Genomic DNA, 17107 nt, shown 5'->3' on the forward strand with positions numbered 1-17107 from the left:
AAGTTCAGGATACTGCGGCGTAACTTTCGCCTAAGGATTTTCATGTGCAACGGGTCACACCGATACTCTCGGTTCAGAAGAGACAAACACATGGAAGTAGGTGACAGTTGTCGGGAGCTGCCATACCCATTCCTCCGAGCACGCGACTCATGGAGTCGATGCGAGCGCTCGGATATGACCCTGAGGTAGCTGTAGCGGACGTCATCGACAACAGCATCACTGCAGAAGCTCGAACCATCGAGGTGAGGGCGGACATCAGCGAGTCCCCCGCGTACTTCTGGATCCTTGACGACGGCCGCGGCATGACGCTCGAGCAGATGGTGGATGCGCTCACGCTCGGCGAGGTGTCCAGTGTCGACGCCAGGGATGCTGAGGATCTGGGGCGATTCGGTCTGGGCCTGAAGACGGCGAGCTTCTCGCAAGCGCGTTCGCTGACAGTCGTGAGCAGAACCTCAGAAGGCACCGCATCTCTGCTGTGGGATTTGGACGATGCTCTGCAGTCAGGCGAATGGGAAGTGTCCCGGCTGGATGATGCAACAACCCGGACCCTGCCGGGCTTTGACGAGCTTGACCAATTGACTACGGGAACGCTGGTCCTGTGGCGCAAGCTCGACCGTCTCCTTCAGGACGCGCGAGTTCCGACCCAGCGCATGGCGCAGCTTTCGCAGGAGATTCGGCGGCACCTTTCCCTCACATTTCACCGCTTTCTCGACGGCCCGAAGTCATCCCGCCTGACTCTCGTCATCAACGGGACCCCGGTCGACGCAGTCGATCCATTTATGCGCTCCAATCCGGCAACCCAGTCGACAACACCCGAAAGGGTGCCTGTGCATGACTCCTCTGTCGAAATAGTTAGTCATGTGCTTCCACACGCATCAAAGTACAGTGCGCAGGAAGCTGTCCGAGAAGACCTCAATGCGGGCCTATTCGAGAACCAAGGGTTCTATTTCTACCGCAACCGTCGACTCATCAGTCACGGAGGCTGGGCTCAACTGGCAAGAAGATCCGACTCTCTAAAATTCAGCAGAGTGCAGGTGGATCTCCCCAACTCCCTCGACGACCTGTGGCATCTCGACATCAAGAAGGAACACCTGAAGCCACCGCAGGAGCTCAGGCCCGCTCTGGAGCGGTTCCTGAGGAACGGGCAGACGAAAAGTGCCCGGATCATCGCGTACAGGGGCCGCAAGAAGGTCAGCGACGACATTCAATACGTCTGGAACTATGTCGAGGACCGGGGAAATTTTCGGTACGAGCCAAACCTGGATCATCCATTGTTGGAGGATGCACTGCTCAGACTGGACCCGCAGGGCCAAAAAGTGCTCCGCAAAGCAGTCGACGACCTGGCGGCATTCCTTCCGTTTGCCGACATCCACAAACGCATGTCCGTGGAGAGCAAGCGTCCGCAACAGGAAGAGGACCTTCTCAAGATGGCGGCTCGAGCTTGTCGACTGGTCGACGTCATGGACCTCTCATTCGACGACAAACAGCGCATCCATGACGTCCTCGGCAGCGTGGAGCCATTTCTTGGCCGGCGTGACCTCGACTCGATCATCGACATGGCACAGCAGTATTACAAGGAGACGGAATGACTGTTCAAGAGACCGAGAAACTTGAGTTGAACCAAGACCAGTCGTACCGTCATCATCCCGGATACACACCCCTGTACAACCAGCTGATCGCATGGGCGGACAACACCTTTGACGTCACCGAGGAGATGGTCGACAAGAAGGCTCCCAAGATCGCGGGAGTAGTGGATCAGCTCGAGGACTTAGAAGTTGCAACATTGTTGGAATTTGCCGACAAGGTTGCACAGGACGTCAAGTTGGCCATCGTGACAAATGTTCCGATCGGCAATGAGGTGGGCACGTACACTCCGTGGGTGGAGGATCGGTGGGGGAGTACCGAATGGGCATACTGGGACGCCTACCGGCGGTTCCTGTTGCGCAATAAACGCCCCATTGGTGTGGTAAACACTCTTGAAGCTGATGTCAAGCGCATTCTCGACATGGTGGGGGATCCCACTGCTGAAGGATGGTGGGACCGCAGGGGCTTGGTGATCGGCGATGTGCAGTCGGGCAAAACTTCCAACTACATCGGTCTGCTGAACATGGCAGCCGACGCTGGATATCGCCTGTTCATCATCATCGGCGGCCACACTGAGGATCTGCGGCAACAGACCCAAGAGCGGATCGACGAAGGATTCCTCGGGAAGAGCACGGCGGATGCGGATCTGAAACGCAGCGCGGCCATAGGAAAGCTGATTGGGGTAGGAGAAATTGCCCCCAAGCTGGACCGCCCCATTGCTCTCACCGGCGTGTCACAAGACTTCAGCTCATCCAGTGCTTCTGTGGTCAAGGGCCACATCGACAACAGCTTCAGGGTGCCTCTCATCCTTGTGGTCAAGAAGAACGCTCGAATTCTGCGCAACCTTGCAGGATGGCTGGGGGACCAGACCAAGAACGAGAAGCTGTCTTTGCCCATGCTCGTCATCGATGACGAATCCGACTACGCATCCGTGGACACCAGCAAGGAAGAAGATGACCCGACCGCGGTCAACAAGGCCATCACCGATCTGCTTGATACGAGCGCCAGGAACAGCTATATCGGCTTCACAGCGACTCCCTTCGCCAATGTGCTGATGGACCCGGCGAACGCCGCAGGGCTGTTTCCCAAGGACTACGTTTATTCCCTCTACGCGCCCGACAACTACCTGGGGGCCCTGCAGTACTTCGACGTAGAGGACCCCAGCGCCAACGGAGTCCGTAACGACGTAGATGATGCCGGCAAGCATTTCCCTTTCAAGCATCAATCGAGTCTTGCAGTCAAGGCTCTTCCTGGCAGCCTGCACCGCGCTCTTGACACGTTCCTGGTGGCGAATGCCATCCGTGACCTGGACGGTGCGTCTCCCACGCCTCGGTCGATGCTGATCAACGTCAGTCGTTTCAAGGCCGTGCAGAAGCAGGTATATGACCTGGTGCGCGAGTACGTCGACTCCACTCGAGCAGTCGTCCAGGAGTCCGTTCCGGCGCTGAAAGGATCGTCCGACAACGGCAATGAGGTGGTAGAGCGTCTGCATGCCAGGTGGCAGGCCGAGTACTCCCACCTGAGGCACAGCTGGCTCGACGTCAGAGCTGCCTTGCCGGAGGCTGTCCGCGACATCGAGATCGAACTCGTCAACGGTGACACGGACAAGCAACGGAAAGAGATCGAGCGGAGGCACCAACAGTACGGAACTGCGAAGAAGAGGCGTCGCATTGCGGTGGGCGGGGCAATCCTGTCTCGAGGACTGACCTTGGACGGTCTGATGGTCAGCTACTTCCATCAGCGGACACAACTTTCGGACACCCTGCTTCAGATGGGACGCTGGTTCGGTTATCGCGACGGCTATCGTCACTTAGTCCGCTTGTGGTTGCCGGAGGACGTCATGGACTGGTTTGTGTTCACCGGCAGAGCGTTGCAGGACATCCGCGACGAAGTCGTCACGATGAAACAGGCTAACCTGACGCCGAAGGACTTTGGGCTGAAGGTGAGAAGGCATCCTGAAGCGCTCAAGGTGACAGCTGCCAACAAGATGCGCCATGCGGAGAGCGCCACGGTGGACGTTTCCTTCTACAGGCAGACGGTCGAGTCGATAAGTGCCACGGATGCCCCCAATGAAGTGGAAAAAAACTTCTCTGCTTATCGGAACTTACTTAGCAGCTCCGTGGCGCTTGCAACGGATTCCAACAGTGCGACAAATATGTTCGGCCCAGGACCAAGGGCAGACGAAAACCGGTTGGAAATTCCCCACCTCGTCTTCAGCGGGGTGGAAAGAACTGTTGTCGAGCGGTTCTTGGAGTCATTCGTGCCCGGTGCCGGGGACGCCAATTTTGCTCATGGCAATGGAGCCGAGGCCGGATCGTGGGTGTCGAAGTTCGCCAAGGGCATCGAAACCGATCAGATGTCGTCTTGGGACGTGGGGTTCATTTCGGGCCAGGGACACGAGTTCGATGCGTGGGGCGACTTGCTGGAAAAGGACCGGGAGGGGCTTTCCCCGGTGGTTCTCAGGGCATCCGTTCGCAATGCCATGCGGTGGCATGAGACGCCGACCCCTCACTTCGAGTTCGCCAATAGGCGCGTCGCCACCGCGGGGAACCTTGAGCAGGTGGTGACCGTGGCCGGCAACGTGGATCCGGGACGGCGTCAGGAGTGGCAGAAGGCGCATGCTCGGCATCCGGAGGGAAACACCAAGCGTCGTTCTGAGAAAGAGATCATGACGTCGATGAAGCGGCCCGTGCTGATGGTCTACCGAGTAGTCACCGACCGCGAAATTAATGACAAGCGAAACGATGCGAAGAAGGAAGGTCCGCCAAACAAGATCATTAAGGATGTGGCCGTCGACCAGCACATACTTGGCGTGAAAGTGGCCTTCCCCGCGCACAGAGACGGAATCACGGGTGAGTTCTCGACGGGTCGTTCTGTTGAGTACGTGGTGAACAAAGTCTGGATGGAAAAGAGTGGACTCGCGGAAGAAGTGCGCGCCTCTGAGGACGAAGGAGAGGACGTCGATGCTTGACTCTCTGTCCCCGTGGGAGGAAGTGACCTACGAATCGCTCAAGCACCGGTTGTCGCGTCTGCGACCCCAAGGAGCCGGCAAGGGGTTCGTCTTGCCTCGGCAGCGTCTTCGCGTCCGGTTGCAGATGCTCGATGATCGACGAGCCAGCCTTTCCATCCGGTGCGACACCAAGCCTTTGGGAGTGCCGTCTCTCCAGCTTGTCGAGTGTGCAGTCAGCCAGGACGGCAACGGCTGGTGGTTGCACGTGGCAGAACGGCAGCCGAGTCAGGAACGCTTGGTGCCGTTCTATGTGGATCTCTGTCGCAAGCTGGAATCGGCTGGCAGTTCCGACCAGGCAGTAAGCACGGTGAAGTCCGTCCTGAAGGAATGGAGCAAGGCTTTTGCGCTGGACCGGGGTGATCTGACGCGTGACCAGATGCTCGGGCTAGCCGGAGAACTCCAGGTCCTGGCACGCCTCCTGAGAAACGCGCGGGTCCACACCGCTGAGCATGTTCTGGGCTGGTGGCAGGGACCAGGCTCCGCAGATCATGACTTCGATCTGCCAGGGCTGTTCCAGATCGAGGTAAAAGCCTCAGGGCCGGCGACTGAAAAGCTGCACATTTCCAACGAGCACCAGCTTGAGTCCAAGGACAAGCTCTTGTACCTGGCTCGTGTCGGCGTGGAAATGGTGCCTAAGCCTTCGTCCGCGACCAGAACTCTGCCTGACATGGTCGCGGAGATTGCAGAAGGGCTTGCCGGAGATGGCGCCAAAGGTCTGTTTGCCGATCTGGTGATTCGGGCGGGACTCAATGTTCTCGACCAGCGATACGAGGACCATCATTTCCGGGTGTACTCCGTCGAGTACTACGAGATCGACCAACGCGCCCCCCGTATCGTGCCGAACGATCTACGTCCTGGGGTTTCTCACGTCACCTACCGGATCAACCTTGCCGACCTCAAGAGCCTGCAGATGCAGGAGGCCGAGCTGATGAAAGGCCTATGACAGATGGACGTTGCAGTTCTCGAGTTTAATTCCCAACTGGTCCAGGAAGCGCACGTCGCAGCAGAGAGCGAAGCCCTCTCCTTCCCTGAAGCATTCGGTCACGTGATGGTGCGGCAGGTGGGTGACCTGGAAATTGCTACGGATCTTCAGGAGTTTCATGCTGAATGCCGTGGCCCTCGCAATAAGGCGCTTTCTGTCATGGCAGTAGGTGAGGACGCCGCTGATGACAGCATGAGCATCATCGTGGGCAAGTTTTTCGAGTCGCCCGATCAGACCTTGACGATGAGCGACATCACCCGCGCTTTTGAGGGCGCACGAGTGTATGTGGAGGCGGGCGCCGAGGGCTGGTTGCAGGAACGTCTAGAGGAAAGTTCACCAGAGTACGACCTGGCGGAGTACTTCCGTCACCGCGTGCAGAGCATTTCGAAGATGAAGATCGTTCTTGTGTCTAATGGAACTACGACTTCGAGGCTGGCCAGGCTGGAGGACGACGAATTGCTGGGAACTCCGGTGTCGTTTGCGGTTTGGGATCTTGAACGCCTCTACCGAGCGGTGCAGTCCCCAACTGGTCACGAACCCATCCGGGTGGAGCTCATTGGGCCTGACGGTCATGGTGTTCCTTGTGTGGCCGGCGGCGGCACGGTCTCGGGAGCGACCAGCTACCTCTTCACACTGACCGGCCGGCAGCTCGCTGACATCTACGATCTGCACGGATCCCGCGTCCTGGAGTCAAACGTCCGCGGCTTCTTGAGCATTCGGGGAAAAGTGAACAAAGGGATTCAGTGGACCCTGGACCACAGCCCAGAGATGTTTCTCGCATACAATAACGGACTTACGACCACAGCCACCCATGCCGAAATAGAACACAGTGAAGGCGCTTCTCAGCTTAAAGCACTGACCGATTGGCAGATCGTCAACGGGGGTCAGACGACGGCCTCGATGTGGTACTTCCTCAACAAGAACAAGGCGCGGCGCAAGGACAAACTGGCAAATCTGGACACTGCCCATGTGCAGGTCAAGCTTGTCGTTGTTGATCCTGAGCGCGCGTCTGAGATCGTTCCCGACATCGCCCGCTTTGCAAACAGCCAGAACAAGGTCAGCGGTTCTGACTTTTTCTCCAACAGCCCGTACCACAAGCGGTTGGAGACCCTCAGCCGCAAGGTGCTGGCTCCGGCCCAGGAAGGGTTGCAGTACGAGACCCGCTGGTTCTACGAGCGAACGCGGGGCGCCTTCGACAATGAAAAAGCGAAGTTGGCTCCTACTGCGGCTAAGAAGTTCATGCTCGCACACCCGAAAGCACAGAAGTTTGACAAGATCGACGTCGCCCGGGTGGAGAACGTTTGGGGGCGACGCCCCGATGTCGTCAGCCGAGGTGCCCAGAGCAGCTTCGTCGAGTTCTCAAAGACCGCGGGTGAGCTGTGGGAATCCAACCCGGAGTCTGTGAACGACAAATACTTCAAGGACCTCGTCGCAAAAATTCTCGTCACCCAAACCGCCAGAAAAATGGTAATGGGCTCTGCCTGGTGGGGAAAGGGGTACCTCGCAAACATCGTGGCCTATGGTGTGTCCAAGTTGCTGGACGACCTCGAGGACATCTCTCCGGGGCACGAGCTCAATCTTCGGAAGATTTGGGCGCAGCAGGAGTGCGACGAGTTGGTGCTGGAGAACTTGGAATTGGCCTGTCGTGCGGCGATGGAGCATCTCCAGGACCCAAATCGGCCAGTGGCCAACGTGACGCAGTGGGCCAAGCAGGCACGGTGCTGGGAGATGCTCCGGGACGCCCCTCTCGAGTACTACACGTCTGCCTACGAAATTGTCATTCCGAAGAGCGAAGTGATGAAGGAAAAGTCCGAGGCTACCTCTGAGCAGGTGCTGGAGACAAAGGCCCGGACCTACATTGACATTGTCACCATGGACAAGCAGGTGTGGATGGAGCTGGCTGATTTTTCGAACGAGATTGGTCTTCTCACCGAGAAGGAGTCGAGCATCCTCAGGACCCTTTTGCACAAGGGCCTCGTCTCAGAGGCTCAGGCTGATGTGCTCTCGAGGGCGCTCAATCGAGCTGAGAAGAACGGTCTGGTTGTGGGATGAGAACCAGCCGTCCAGGAGATCGGACTCCTGCGGCATCACAATGTTGGCTGGGACGCTGTCATAGGAGGTTCCTGCGAAGGTCTTCATAACCGCCAAAAAGATCGGGGCAACGCCTTCGGGTGGAACCGCCATTCCAACCTGCCGGCGCACGCTCTCTCTCTTGCCTTCAAAGACATGGTCGTCGGGAAAGGTCTGCAGCCTTGCTCTTTCCCTGTTCGTCAGGGCTCGATTTTCCGACCAGTGGTAAACGTGGGTGCCTCCGCCCCCGGAGCCAGTGATCGTGTACGCAGGACGATTTGGATCCAGTTTCTTGTAGATTTGGCTTAAGGTTGCACCTTTGACGTTCAGGCGGATCTCTTCTGGGACTTCGTCCCCCAGTCGAGCTTGCATTTGGAATACGTTCTCTCCCGGGCGCGTGCGCTCTAGGCGACTAACCACCTTCGGGGACATTTTGGCTTTTTCTCTATTTGCAGTTCCGGGTTCATAGGACTTTTCCAAAGCAGTCTGACAAGTTACAAAGGTGTCTCGCGAGTGGGTTGGCGCAGGCACTTTAAATCTCAAGCCCTCATCGCGGCGAATGCCGATGATGATAATTCGGTGACGAGCTTGTGGGACGCCGTACTCTTCGAACTTGTAGAGGTGAGGGGTGACATTGTAGCCCGCTTGCGACATGCGCCGAAGAATTTCACGCAACTCATCCCCGCCCTGTGTGCCCCGTAGGCCACCAACGTTCTCAGCCAGGAACCATCTAGGTTTGTGCTTTTTCAGGGCTTGGATTCCATATGTGAAGAGCGGTCCGTACTCACCCTGGAATCCTTGACGTAGGCCAACCATGGAGAAGTCGTTGCAGGGAAAACCAAAAGTGAGCGCGTCATACTCAGGAACTTTGTCGAGATCCAGCCCCCGCACATCGGCGCAGAAAACAGTGGCGTCGGATGCGCCCAGGACGTTGCGCTTGTAGGTGTTGCACGTGTCACGATCGTAGTCGTTGGCCCATGCGTGATCGATTCTGGCATTCAGTCCGATACTCGCGGCCAACTGGTTGCTTCGCTCAGCGCCTCGCGCGAGGCCGCCCGGGCCGCAGAACAGCTCTCCCATTTTGAACGTTCTCAACTGGCCTCCGGGGTTGGGTGTGTCATGGATGCATGACGCGCGGCTCGTGGTGACAGGTCCCTCGAACATTCATTCTAAGCCCTCAGGGTGTCAGGAGCAGCCTAGCAGCAGTTGGGTGCCCTGTTGGGCGATGCGGTGCCGTGCGGGTCTTGTTGGGGTGGAGGCGGGGGCGCAGAACCGTCAAGCTGTCAGCCATGACGGACTTGGAGTCGAAAGTGGGCGGGGTGCCCCCGTTCCCAGTCGGAGCAGCGTCATCGGAGGCGGTGACGGCGAGGATGAAGAGGCAGCTGGCGAGGGACACCAATCCTGAGCTGCTGTTGCGCCGGCATCTTCACCGGTCCGGCCTCCGTTATCGGGTGGACGCCCCGTTGCCGGGAATGCCGCGTCGGCGCGCGGACGTGCTTTTCACGCGATGGAAAGTTGCAGTCTTCGTTGATGGATGTTTCTGGCACTGCTGTCCTGAGCATGGTGTGGCTCCCAAGGCCAACGCCGAGTGGTGGTCCACCAAGCTGGGACGAAACGTGCAACGGGACCGCGAGACAGACGCTTCATTGAGAGCTCAGGGCTGGCAGGTGCTCCGGTTTTGGGAGCATGAGGACATGCATGTAGCTGCGCAGTCGGTACAAGCCGTCATCTATGAGAGGCGCATGCAAATTCGACCTCAAGCTTGAGCGTCTGGATGTCGACGAAGTGCAAGAGCCCGCGCATGCATTTTGAGGGGATCTTGTATGAAATCCTGGACGACTTCATGTGTGAGCTGTCCGCCCTTGGTGGGCTGGTGCGGGTAGCTTGGGTGCGCTGTCATGATGTCAGCTGATTTTCGACTCAGGCTGTTGACATTGCGGAAGTCCGGGCTTCTGAGGCTTTGTGGGTGTTCTTGTCGGTTTCGCAGTAAGGCCGATAATGCGATTAGGTTCTCGTCGTTCGGCCGAAGTTCCCTCCAGCCGTTTCGTGCCACCAAATCGCAGACCAGGATGAGCTCTGCACGACTCCAATTGATGCGCATCGGACTATCTTCTCAGCAAGATAGCTTTCGATTGTCAGCGGCGCGGTGGCTGAGCAGAGCAATTGGTGCTCGGGTCACGAGAGGTGTGCGAACGGGTCGCGCTACGGGTTCGGACCGATGGGTTTGCTTAAGGAGCCCATGAGCCCTCTGTGGTGCAGGCGTCCATCAGCTTCGTTCCTCTGCCCCATGATGGGCATGCACAGAAGTATCAGCGCGCGCCGGATTAATCGGCTAGTGGCCCGCGTCACACCTCCGTAGCGTTGAAGGCATCGCGCACCGGCTGACCGCTCTTCTGCCCGCCAGGTGCCTTCCCCTTGGTGTCCATGAAGGAGTACCCGCATGTTCGGCATGCCCCGCCGCCTGCTCTTCGGCTATCTCGCCCTCGCCATCTTCATGACCGGTGATGGTTTTGAGCTTACGTTCCTGTCCCGCTTCCTCGTCGAGAACGGCTTCACGCCCACCCAGGCCGGCCTCGTCTTCACCGTCTACGGCCTGGTGGTCGCCATCTCGGCGTGGACCACCGGCGTGCTCGCCGAGGTCGTCGGCGCCAAGCGCCTCATGGTCCTCGGCGGCGTGCTCTGGATGGTGCTGCACGTCCTGTTCCTCACCGTGGGGCTGGAGAGCGTGGTCGGGACGATCCTGATCTACGCCCTGCGCGGGGTCGCCTACCCGCTGTTCATGTACTCCTTCGTGGTGCTCATCGCGCAGTCGGTGCACCCCAGCCGCCTGGCCTCGGCCATGGGCTGGTTCTGGGCCTCCTTCTCGCTGGGCATCGGGGTGATGGGCGCCTACGTGCCCAGCCTCCTGGTCCCCGTCATCGGCGAGTACGCCACCCTCTGGGCGTCCCTGCCTTTCGTGGCGGCCGGCACCCTGATGTGCGCCTTCCTCGTCCCCGGCGCCCCGCCCGAGACCGACCTCTCCCAGAAGCTGCACGGCGCCGAGCGCACCCGCGAGCTGCTGCGCGGGGTGACGATCCTGGTGGAGAACCGGCAGATCGCCCTCTCCGTGGTCATCCGGGTGCTGTGCAACCTCACCCTCTACGCGTTCCCGATGATGATGCCGCTGTACCTGACCACCGGCGAGATCGGCGGCGAGTCCTGGTTCACCCTGCCCGAGTGGATGATGCTCTGGGCGATCATGAACACCATCACCATCGGCGCCAACATCGTCTGGGGCCGGCTCGGCGACCGCTACGGCTGGATGCGGCAGATGCGCTGGTTCGGCTTCGGCGGCATGGCCCTCGCGGTCCTCGCCTTCGCCTACGTCCCGGTGTGGTTCGGCCCCAGCTTCCCGGCGATGGTCGGGGCCGCCGTGCTCTTCGCCCTGTCCGTCACCGCGTTCGTCCCGATGGGCGCGATCTTCCCGGCCCTGGCCCCCGAGCACCGCGGGGCGGCGATCTCCGCCCACAACCTCGCCTCCGGGCTGACCACGTTCCTCGGCCCCGGCATCGCCACCCTGCTGCTGCCCGTCCTCGGCCCGATCGGGGTGTGCTGGGTCTTCGCGGCCCTGATGCTCCTCGGCACCCTCACCACCTTCTTCATCCACCCGCCCCAGCCCGGTATCACCACCGAGGACGGCCGGATGCTCCCGCGCCGCGACCGCCTCGCCATGGCCGCCTGAAAGGACCTGAGATCATGAACCCCACCACGCTCACCACCCCGAACCCCACCACCACCGCCGCGAAGCCCCCGAGCACCCAGGAGAGCACCATGGACGCCGTCGTCCTCGAACGCCAGCACGAGATCCAGGTCCGGCCCGTCCCCGGGCTGCGCCCGGTGGGCCCCGGCGAGGTGCGCATCGGCGTGCACACCGTGGGCATCTGCGGCAGCGACGTCCACTACTTCACGCACGGTCGGATCGGCCCCTACGTCGTCGAGAACCCCATGGTCCTCGGCCACGAGGCCTCCGGCACGGTACTGGAGGTGGGGGAGGGCGTGGACCACCTGGCCGTGGGGGACCGGGTCTGCATGGAGCCGGGCATCCCCAACCCGCGCTCCCGGGCCGCGCGACTGGGCATGTACAACGTGGACCCGGACGTGCAGTTCTGGGCCACGCCCCCGGTGGACGGCTGCCTGCAGCCCGAGATCATCCACCCCGCCGACTTCACCTACAAGCTGCCCGAGCAGCTGTCCCTGGAGGAGGGCGCCCTGATCGAGCCCTTCGCCGTGGCGGTGCACGCGGTGACCAAGGCCGGCCTGGCGCCGGGCGACGTCGCGGTGGTGGTGGGCGCCGGCACCATCGGGGTGCTCACCGCCATAGCGGCCGCCGCGAGCGGGGCGTCCCGGGTGTACATCTCGGACGTGGCGCCGGAGAAGTTCGCCAAGATCGAGGCCTATCCGACCATCCACGCCGTGGACGTCTCCCGCCAGGACCTCGGCGAGGCGGTGCGGGAGGCCACCGGCGGCTGGGGCGCGGACGTGGTCTTCGAGGCCAGCGGCAGTCCGCACGTCTTCGGGAACCTGTGGGAGATCCCCGCGCCCGGCGGGACCGTGGTCCTGGTCGGCATCCCCGTGGACCCGGTGCCGCTGGACGTCGCCGCCGCGCAGGCTCGCGAGCTGCGGATCGAGACGGTGTTCCGCTACGCCAACTCCTACCAGCGGGCCATCGAGCTCGCCGCGTCCCCGGCCGTGGACCTGGGGGCTCTGATCAGCGCCACCTATCCGTTCGAGGACGCCGTGGCCGCGTTCGAGCGCGGCGCCGAGGGCCGGCCCACCGACACGAAGATCCAGATCCGCGTGGCCGGAGCCTGACCGTGGCTGCCGCCGCACGGAGCACGACGCCGGAGGATCCCACCTCCCCGGTCCGGGAGCTGGTGATCCCGGACCCGTCGAGCTCCGTGCGGTGGCACGAGCACGACTGGCCCCACCCCCTGGCCCGCTGGCACTACCACCCCGAGGTGGAGGTGCACCTGATCCGGGAGTCCTCCGGGACGGTGATGGCCGGCGACTGGGCCGGGCCCTTCGGCCCCGGGCACCTCAGCCTCATGGGCTCCTTCCTGCCGCACAACTGGATCTCCCACCGCGACGACAGCGCCGTGGTCCGCAACCGGGACGCCGTGCTCCAGTTCGACCAGGAGCGGTTCTTCGCCGCCGCCGGGACGCTGCCCGAGCTCGAGGCCCTGCGCCCGCTCCTGGAGGCCGCGGCCCGGGGCATCGAGTTCACCGGCCGCACCGCCGTTAAGGGGGCGGAGGCGATGGAGGCGGTGAACGGCACGTTCGGTCTCCGGCGGCTGGCCGCCGTGGCCGAGCTGCTGGCCGTCCTCGCCGAGTCCCCGGAGAGCGAGCGCCGCTACCTGGACAGCCACGGCGGCTCCTACCGGCTGGACGCCGCCGAGGCCGAGGTCTTCAACCGGGCGCTGGGCTACATCACCGAGCACCTGGACGGCCGGATGCTCGTGCCAGAGGTGGCCGAGGCCGTGGGTCTGAGCCGAGACGCGTTCTCCCGGCTGTTCGCCAAGGCCACCGGCGTGGGCTTCAACCGCACGGTCACCCGGATGCGGCTCACCGAGGCCTGCCGGCTGCTGCGCGGCACCGACCTGCCGGTCTCCGACATCTGCTACCGGGTGGGCTTCACCAACCTCTCCAACTTCAACCGGCACTTCCGGGCCACCACCGGCACCACGCCGTCCCGCTACCGGCGGATCGACCAGCTCTGAGGCCGGCCGGAGGGGCCCGGCAGGGCGTGCTTCAGAGCGCCTGCAGCAGGACCAGCGCGGCGCCCAGCGCGGAGGCGCCGAGGCCCACCCGCCGGACGATGCGCCGGTTGATCCGCGCGTTGACCGCTCCGGACACCGCGAAGCCCAGGACCATGGCCGGCAGGAGAGCTGCCGCGAAGAGCACGGTCCGGCGGTCGATCGACCCCACCGCGGTCAGCGCAACGAGGGCCATCACGGCGCCGATCAGGAAGAAGGCGCTCATCGTGCCGCGCATCCGGGCCCGCGAGGACCCGTGCCACACGAGCGCCATGGGCGGACCGCCGATGGACGTGGCCGTCCCCAGGAGCCCGGAGGCCGCCCCCGCGACGACGACGACCGCTGGCCGGGGCCGCGGCCGCCAACCGCACACACTGAGCAGCACGGCCAGCAGCACGGTGCTCGCCAGGACGAAGGCCAGCGTCCGGGCGGACAGGGTGGCCACCAGCAGCGCTCCCGCCACGGTGCCGGGGATCTGCCCCGCCACGGCCCAGCCCGCGTCCTTGACGTCCACGGCGGCGCGGTCCCGCAGCACGCCGAGCGCGGTGAGCCCGGTGACCACCAGGAGGAGGGAACCGGGCAGCAGGGTGGGGTCGAACAGGGCGATCACGGGAGCGGAGAGCAGGGCCACGCCGAAGCCGATCGCGCCCTGCAGACAGGACGCGATGCTCACCACGAGGGCGACGACGGCGAGCTCCAGGCCGGTCATCCAGCACCTCCCGGTCGCGAGCAGGGGATGGGTGAATTGTTCCACCTCCGGAGGCCGTCCGGAGATCGTGCCCCCGGCGAGGACCGCGCACGTCGTGCCGCTCCTCGTCCGGGTTCCCCGAGGGCGGCGGGCGTGAGGGCTGTTCCCTCGCCCGCCCTACCCGGATAGCCTCGACATGGGCGGTGCTGCTCACGCACCGCCTGTCCTGGTGACCCGGTGCCGCGACGGCCCGGTCACTCGAAACTGGGAGGTCAACATGACTGATGCACAGCAGGATCCGAACCAGACGGAAGGCCCCGCCGACGGTGGAGCCTTCGGTGCTCCGGGTGTTCAGGACGGCGGCGCCGATGGCGGCGCCGACAGCGGCGCCGAGGGCCCGGCCGACGGCGGAGCGGCCGGCACCCCGGGCGTGCACGACGGTGGCGCGGACGGCGGTGCCGACGGCGGTGCTGACAATGGGGCCGAGGGCCCGGCCGACGGCGGAGCCGCCGGCACTCCGGGTGTTCAGGACGGTGGCGCTGACGGCGGAGCCGAGGGCCCCGCTGACGGTGGAGCGGCCGGCACCCCGGGTGTCCACGACGGCGGCGCTGACGGTGGTGCCGATGGCGGCGCCGACGGAGGAGCCGGAGCGCGAGGCCTCTGAGCGTGGACGCCGTCCGCACTGACGGGCAGGACCCCGGCGCCCGGAGTGGCGCCGGGGTCCTGGAGACCCGCCTGATCGACATCGGCCGGGAGCGGTTCGCCCGTGACGTCTGGGGCCGGGCACCGCTGCTCACCCGCCGGGCGGACGGCTTCACCGACCTGTTCTCCGCCGACGCCGTCGACGAGCTGATCTCGCGCCGCGGGCTGCGCACGCCCTTCCTGCGCGTCGCCAAGGACGGGTCGACGTTCCCCGACTCGTCCTTCACGTCCCCCGCCGGCGTCGGCGCCACCATCGCGGACCAGCTCGACGACACCGCGCTGTGGCGGAAGTTCGCCGACGGCGCCACGCTGGTGCTGCAGGCACTGCACCGCACCTGGGAGCCGGTCGCGGACCTCAGCGCCGCCCTGAGCGGCGAGCTCGGGCACCCCGTGCAGGCCAACGCCTACATCACCCCGCCGCAGAACCGCGGGTTCGACGACCACTACGACGTCCACGACGTCTTCGTCCTGCAGATCGAGGGGACCAAGCGCTGGGTGCTGCACGAGCCGGTGCACCCGGACCCGCTGCGCGACCAGCCCTGGACCGACCGCCGCTCCGCCGTGGCCGAGGCAGCGAAGGGCGAGGCCCATCTCGACGTGGTGCTCGAACCCGGCGACGCCCTCTACCTGCCGCGCGGCTGGCTGCACGCGGCCCAGGCGCAGGGAGCGGTCTCCATCCACCTCACGCTCGGGATCCACACCTGGACCCGCCACGGCCTGGCCGAGCAGCTCGCCCAGGAGGCGCTGGCGCTGCTGGCCGAGGACCCGGAGATGCGCGGGTCCCTGCCCCTGGGCGTCGACCGACCGGGCGGGGAACTCGACACCGTCCGGGAGCGCCTGGTCGCCGCGCTCGCCGAGACCGATCCCACGCCGCGGTTCCACCGCACCCGGCGAGGACAGGGGCGCCCGGCCCCGCTGGGGCCGCTGGCCCAGCTGGCGGCCGTCCAGGGTCTGGGCGCAGGGACCCCCGTGCGGCTGCGCGGTGCCCTGGAGGCACGGCTGGAGGGCCCGCGGCTGAGCACGCGCGTGGGGTGGCTCGACTTCCCGGACACCGATCTGCCCTCCGTCTCGTGCCTGCTCGACGGCGAGGTCCACACCGCGGGCGAGCTCGGCGTCGAGCTCGCCGAACGACTGCTGCGGGCGGGGGTTCTTGTTCCCTGTGACCAGTGACCCCGCGACCGTGAATGCCTCGTGCCGCTTCTGGTGCGCCGACGGAGCCCGGGGGCGCGGCGACCCGATGGCGGGCACCGCGCCGCGCGGCGCGGCCTGGATCCTCATCGAGTACCGAGGCGCATGGCCGGTCAACGGTTTCGACGGCCTGGATCTGGAGCCGGAGACCAAGGCCCTCGTGTTCTCCGCCGCCCAGGCAGCGCGGGCGCGAGTGCTTCTGGTCCGGCGACACGGCCGCCGCAGCCGTGAGGGCCCCAGTCGGTGGGCCGTGCTGCGCCACGACGACTCCGGCGACGGCCGTCAGCACTGGGGCACGTGGAGCCGCGACGAGGACCTCGCGGAGATCGCCACGGCCCTCGGGGTCCCCGGTGAGACCGGCCACCCACCGGTCCTCCTGGTCTGCGCCCACGGTCAGCACGATCCCTGCTGCGCGGTGCGCGGACGGCCCGTGGGACGTGCCCTGAGCGAGCGCTGGCCGGAGCTGGTCTGGGAGTGCTCGCACGTCGGCGGTGACCGGTTCGCCGCCAACGTCGTCGTCGTCCCCGATGGCGTCTACTACGGAGGGCTCGACGCGGAGTCCGCCGTCACCACGGTCGAGGGGCACCTCGCCGGCCGTGTGCACGCGGAGCATCTGCGCGGGTACACCGATCTCTTCCCGCCGCAGCAGGCCGCTGTCGCGGCCGCGCTCGAACGCTTCGGCCCGGCCGGCCGCCACGACTGGACGGTCACCGAGTCGGCTCGCGACGGCGACCGCTGGCGGATCCGTCTCACCGGCCGCCCACCCCGGCCGGGCCTCGTCGACGTCGAACTGCGGTCCCACACCGCCCCGCCGCATCAGCTGACCTGCCACGGACCGGCCACGAGCTCGGCCAGGGTCTACGAGCTCACCGCGGTGCGCGTCGTCTGAGGGACAGGGCGACCGGGAGCAGGGTCCTCCGGCCGCGACCGAGGAGGATGCGGAGCGCCGTGTCGGGGGGAAGTTTCCGGTGACCGGCCTACACCCGGCCGTGCCACCGCGCTACGCTCGAACTCCAGACCCGAGCGACGATTCCTGCCGGCCCCGCCCCGGGCTCGCACCGGTGGAGCGGCCGGGGCGTCGTCCGCCCTGG

General features: G+C 64.3%; 13 protein-coding genes. 11 read left to right on the forward strand and 2 right to left on the reverse strand.

Annotation, left to right across the window (positions count from 1 at the left end):
* Positions 1-149 precede the first annotated feature (149 nt).
* Genes AC6CH6_RS17380 through AC6CH6_RS17395 form a run of 4 tightly spaced genes read left to right on the forward strand, consistent with a single transcriptional unit; the run spans position 150 to position 7628 of the window.
* Positions 150-1589 (forward strand): ATP-binding protein, encoded by a 1440-nt coding sequence (locus AC6CH6_RS17380; RefSeq protein ID WP_498256079.1) that lies wholly within the window; start codon positions 150-152, stop codon positions 1587-1589.
* Positions 1586-4555, forward strand: coding sequence for a Z1 domain-containing protein (locus AC6CH6_RS17385; protein WP_498256080.1), 2970 nt, complete (start codon positions 1586-1588; stop codon positions 4553-4555). The genes AC6CH6_RS17380 and AC6CH6_RS17385 overlap by 4 nt, the downstream gene beginning before the upstream one ends.
* Positions 4548-5537, forward strand: coding sequence for a PD-(D/E)XK motif protein (locus tag AC6CH6_RS17390; RefSeq protein ID WP_498256081.1), 990 nt, complete (start codon positions 4548-4550; stop codon positions 5535-5537). The genes AC6CH6_RS17385 and AC6CH6_RS17390 overlap by 8 nt, the downstream gene beginning before the upstream one ends.
* A 3-nt stretch (positions 5538-5540) precedes the next feature.
* On the forward strand, positions 5541-7628 hold the full coding sequence (locus AC6CH6_RS17395) for an AIPR family protein (RefSeq protein ID WP_498256082.1): 2088 nt from the start codon (positions 5541-5543) through the stop codon (positions 7626-7628).
* Here the strand turns inward: AC6CH6_RS17395 and AC6CH6_RS17400 are convergent.
* Entirely contained in the window at positions 7557-8726 is a 1170-nt protein-coding gene (locus tag AC6CH6_RS17400; RefSeq protein ID WP_498256083.1) for a DNA cytosine methyltransferase, read from the reverse strand. The genes AC6CH6_RS17395 and AC6CH6_RS17400 overlap by 72 nt on opposite strands.
* Positions 8727-9016: 290 nt before the next feature.
* Here AC6CH6_RS17400 and AC6CH6_RS17405 point away from each other — a divergent pair, with 290 nt between their 5' ends.
* The 4 genes from AC6CH6_RS17405 (at position 9017) to AC6CH6_RS17420 (ending at position 13402) form a co-directional block, all read left to right on the forward strand.
* The gene (locus tag AC6CH6_RS17405; protein WP_498256084.1) at positions 9017-9412 is read left to right on the forward strand and encodes a very short patch repair endonuclease; all 396 of its coding nucleotides are present in this window, start codon (positions 9017-9019) and stop codon (positions 9410-9412) included.
* A gap of 674 nt (positions 9413-10086) precedes the next feature.
* Complete coding sequence (locus tag AC6CH6_RS17410; RefSeq protein WP_498256085.1) at positions 10087-11367, forward strand: MFS transporter; 1281 nt, start codon at positions 10087-10089, stop codon at positions 11365-11367.
* A 14-nt stretch (positions 11368-11381) separates the two neighbouring features.
* A complete protein-coding gene (locus tag AC6CH6_RS17415) occupies positions 11382-12497 on the forward strand; it encodes an NAD(P)-dependent alcohol dehydrogenase (protein WP_498256086.1) in 1116 nt (371 codons plus the stop codon).
* 2 nt (positions 12498-12499) lie between these two features.
* The gene (locus tag AC6CH6_RS17420; RefSeq protein WP_498256087.1) at positions 12500-13402 is read left to right on the forward strand and encodes a helix-turn-helix domain-containing protein; all 903 of its coding nucleotides are present in this window, start codon (positions 12500-12502) and stop codon (positions 13400-13402) included.
* Between the two features lie 31 nt (positions 13403-13433).
* On the opposite strand, the gene AC6CH6_RS17425 is transcribed toward AC6CH6_RS17420, so the two are convergent.
* A complete protein-coding gene (locus tag AC6CH6_RS17425; RefSeq protein ID WP_498256088.1) occupies positions 13434-14147 on the reverse strand; it encodes a sulfite exporter TauE/SafE family protein in 714 nt (237 codons plus the stop codon).
* Between the two features lie 256 nt (positions 14148-14403).
* Between AC6CH6_RS17425 and AC6CH6_RS17430 the strand changes: the two genes are divergently transcribed.
* The 3 genes from AC6CH6_RS17430 (at position 14404) to AC6CH6_RS17440 (ending at position 16905) form a co-directional block, all read left to right on the forward strand.
* Positions 14404-14790 (forward strand): BatC protein, encoded by a 387-nt coding sequence (locus AC6CH6_RS17430; RefSeq protein WP_498256089.1) that lies wholly within the window; start codon positions 14404-14406, stop codon positions 14788-14790.
* A gap of 2 nt (positions 14791-14792) precedes the next feature.
* Positions 14793-15998: a cupin domain-containing protein gene (locus tag AC6CH6_RS17435; RefSeq protein ID WP_498256090.1), complete on the forward strand. Its 1206-nt coding sequence runs from the start codon at positions 14793-14795 to the stop codon at positions 15996-15998.
* Positions 15999-16065: 67 nt separating this feature from the next.
* Positions 16066-16905: a ferredoxin family protein gene (locus tag AC6CH6_RS17440; RefSeq protein WP_498256140.1), complete on the forward strand. Its 840-nt coding sequence runs from the start codon at positions 16066-16068 to the stop codon at positions 16903-16905.
* Positions 16906-17107 lie beyond the last annotated feature (202 nt).

The sequence above is a fragment of the Kocuria sp. GQ42 genome, from assembly GCF_059758435.1.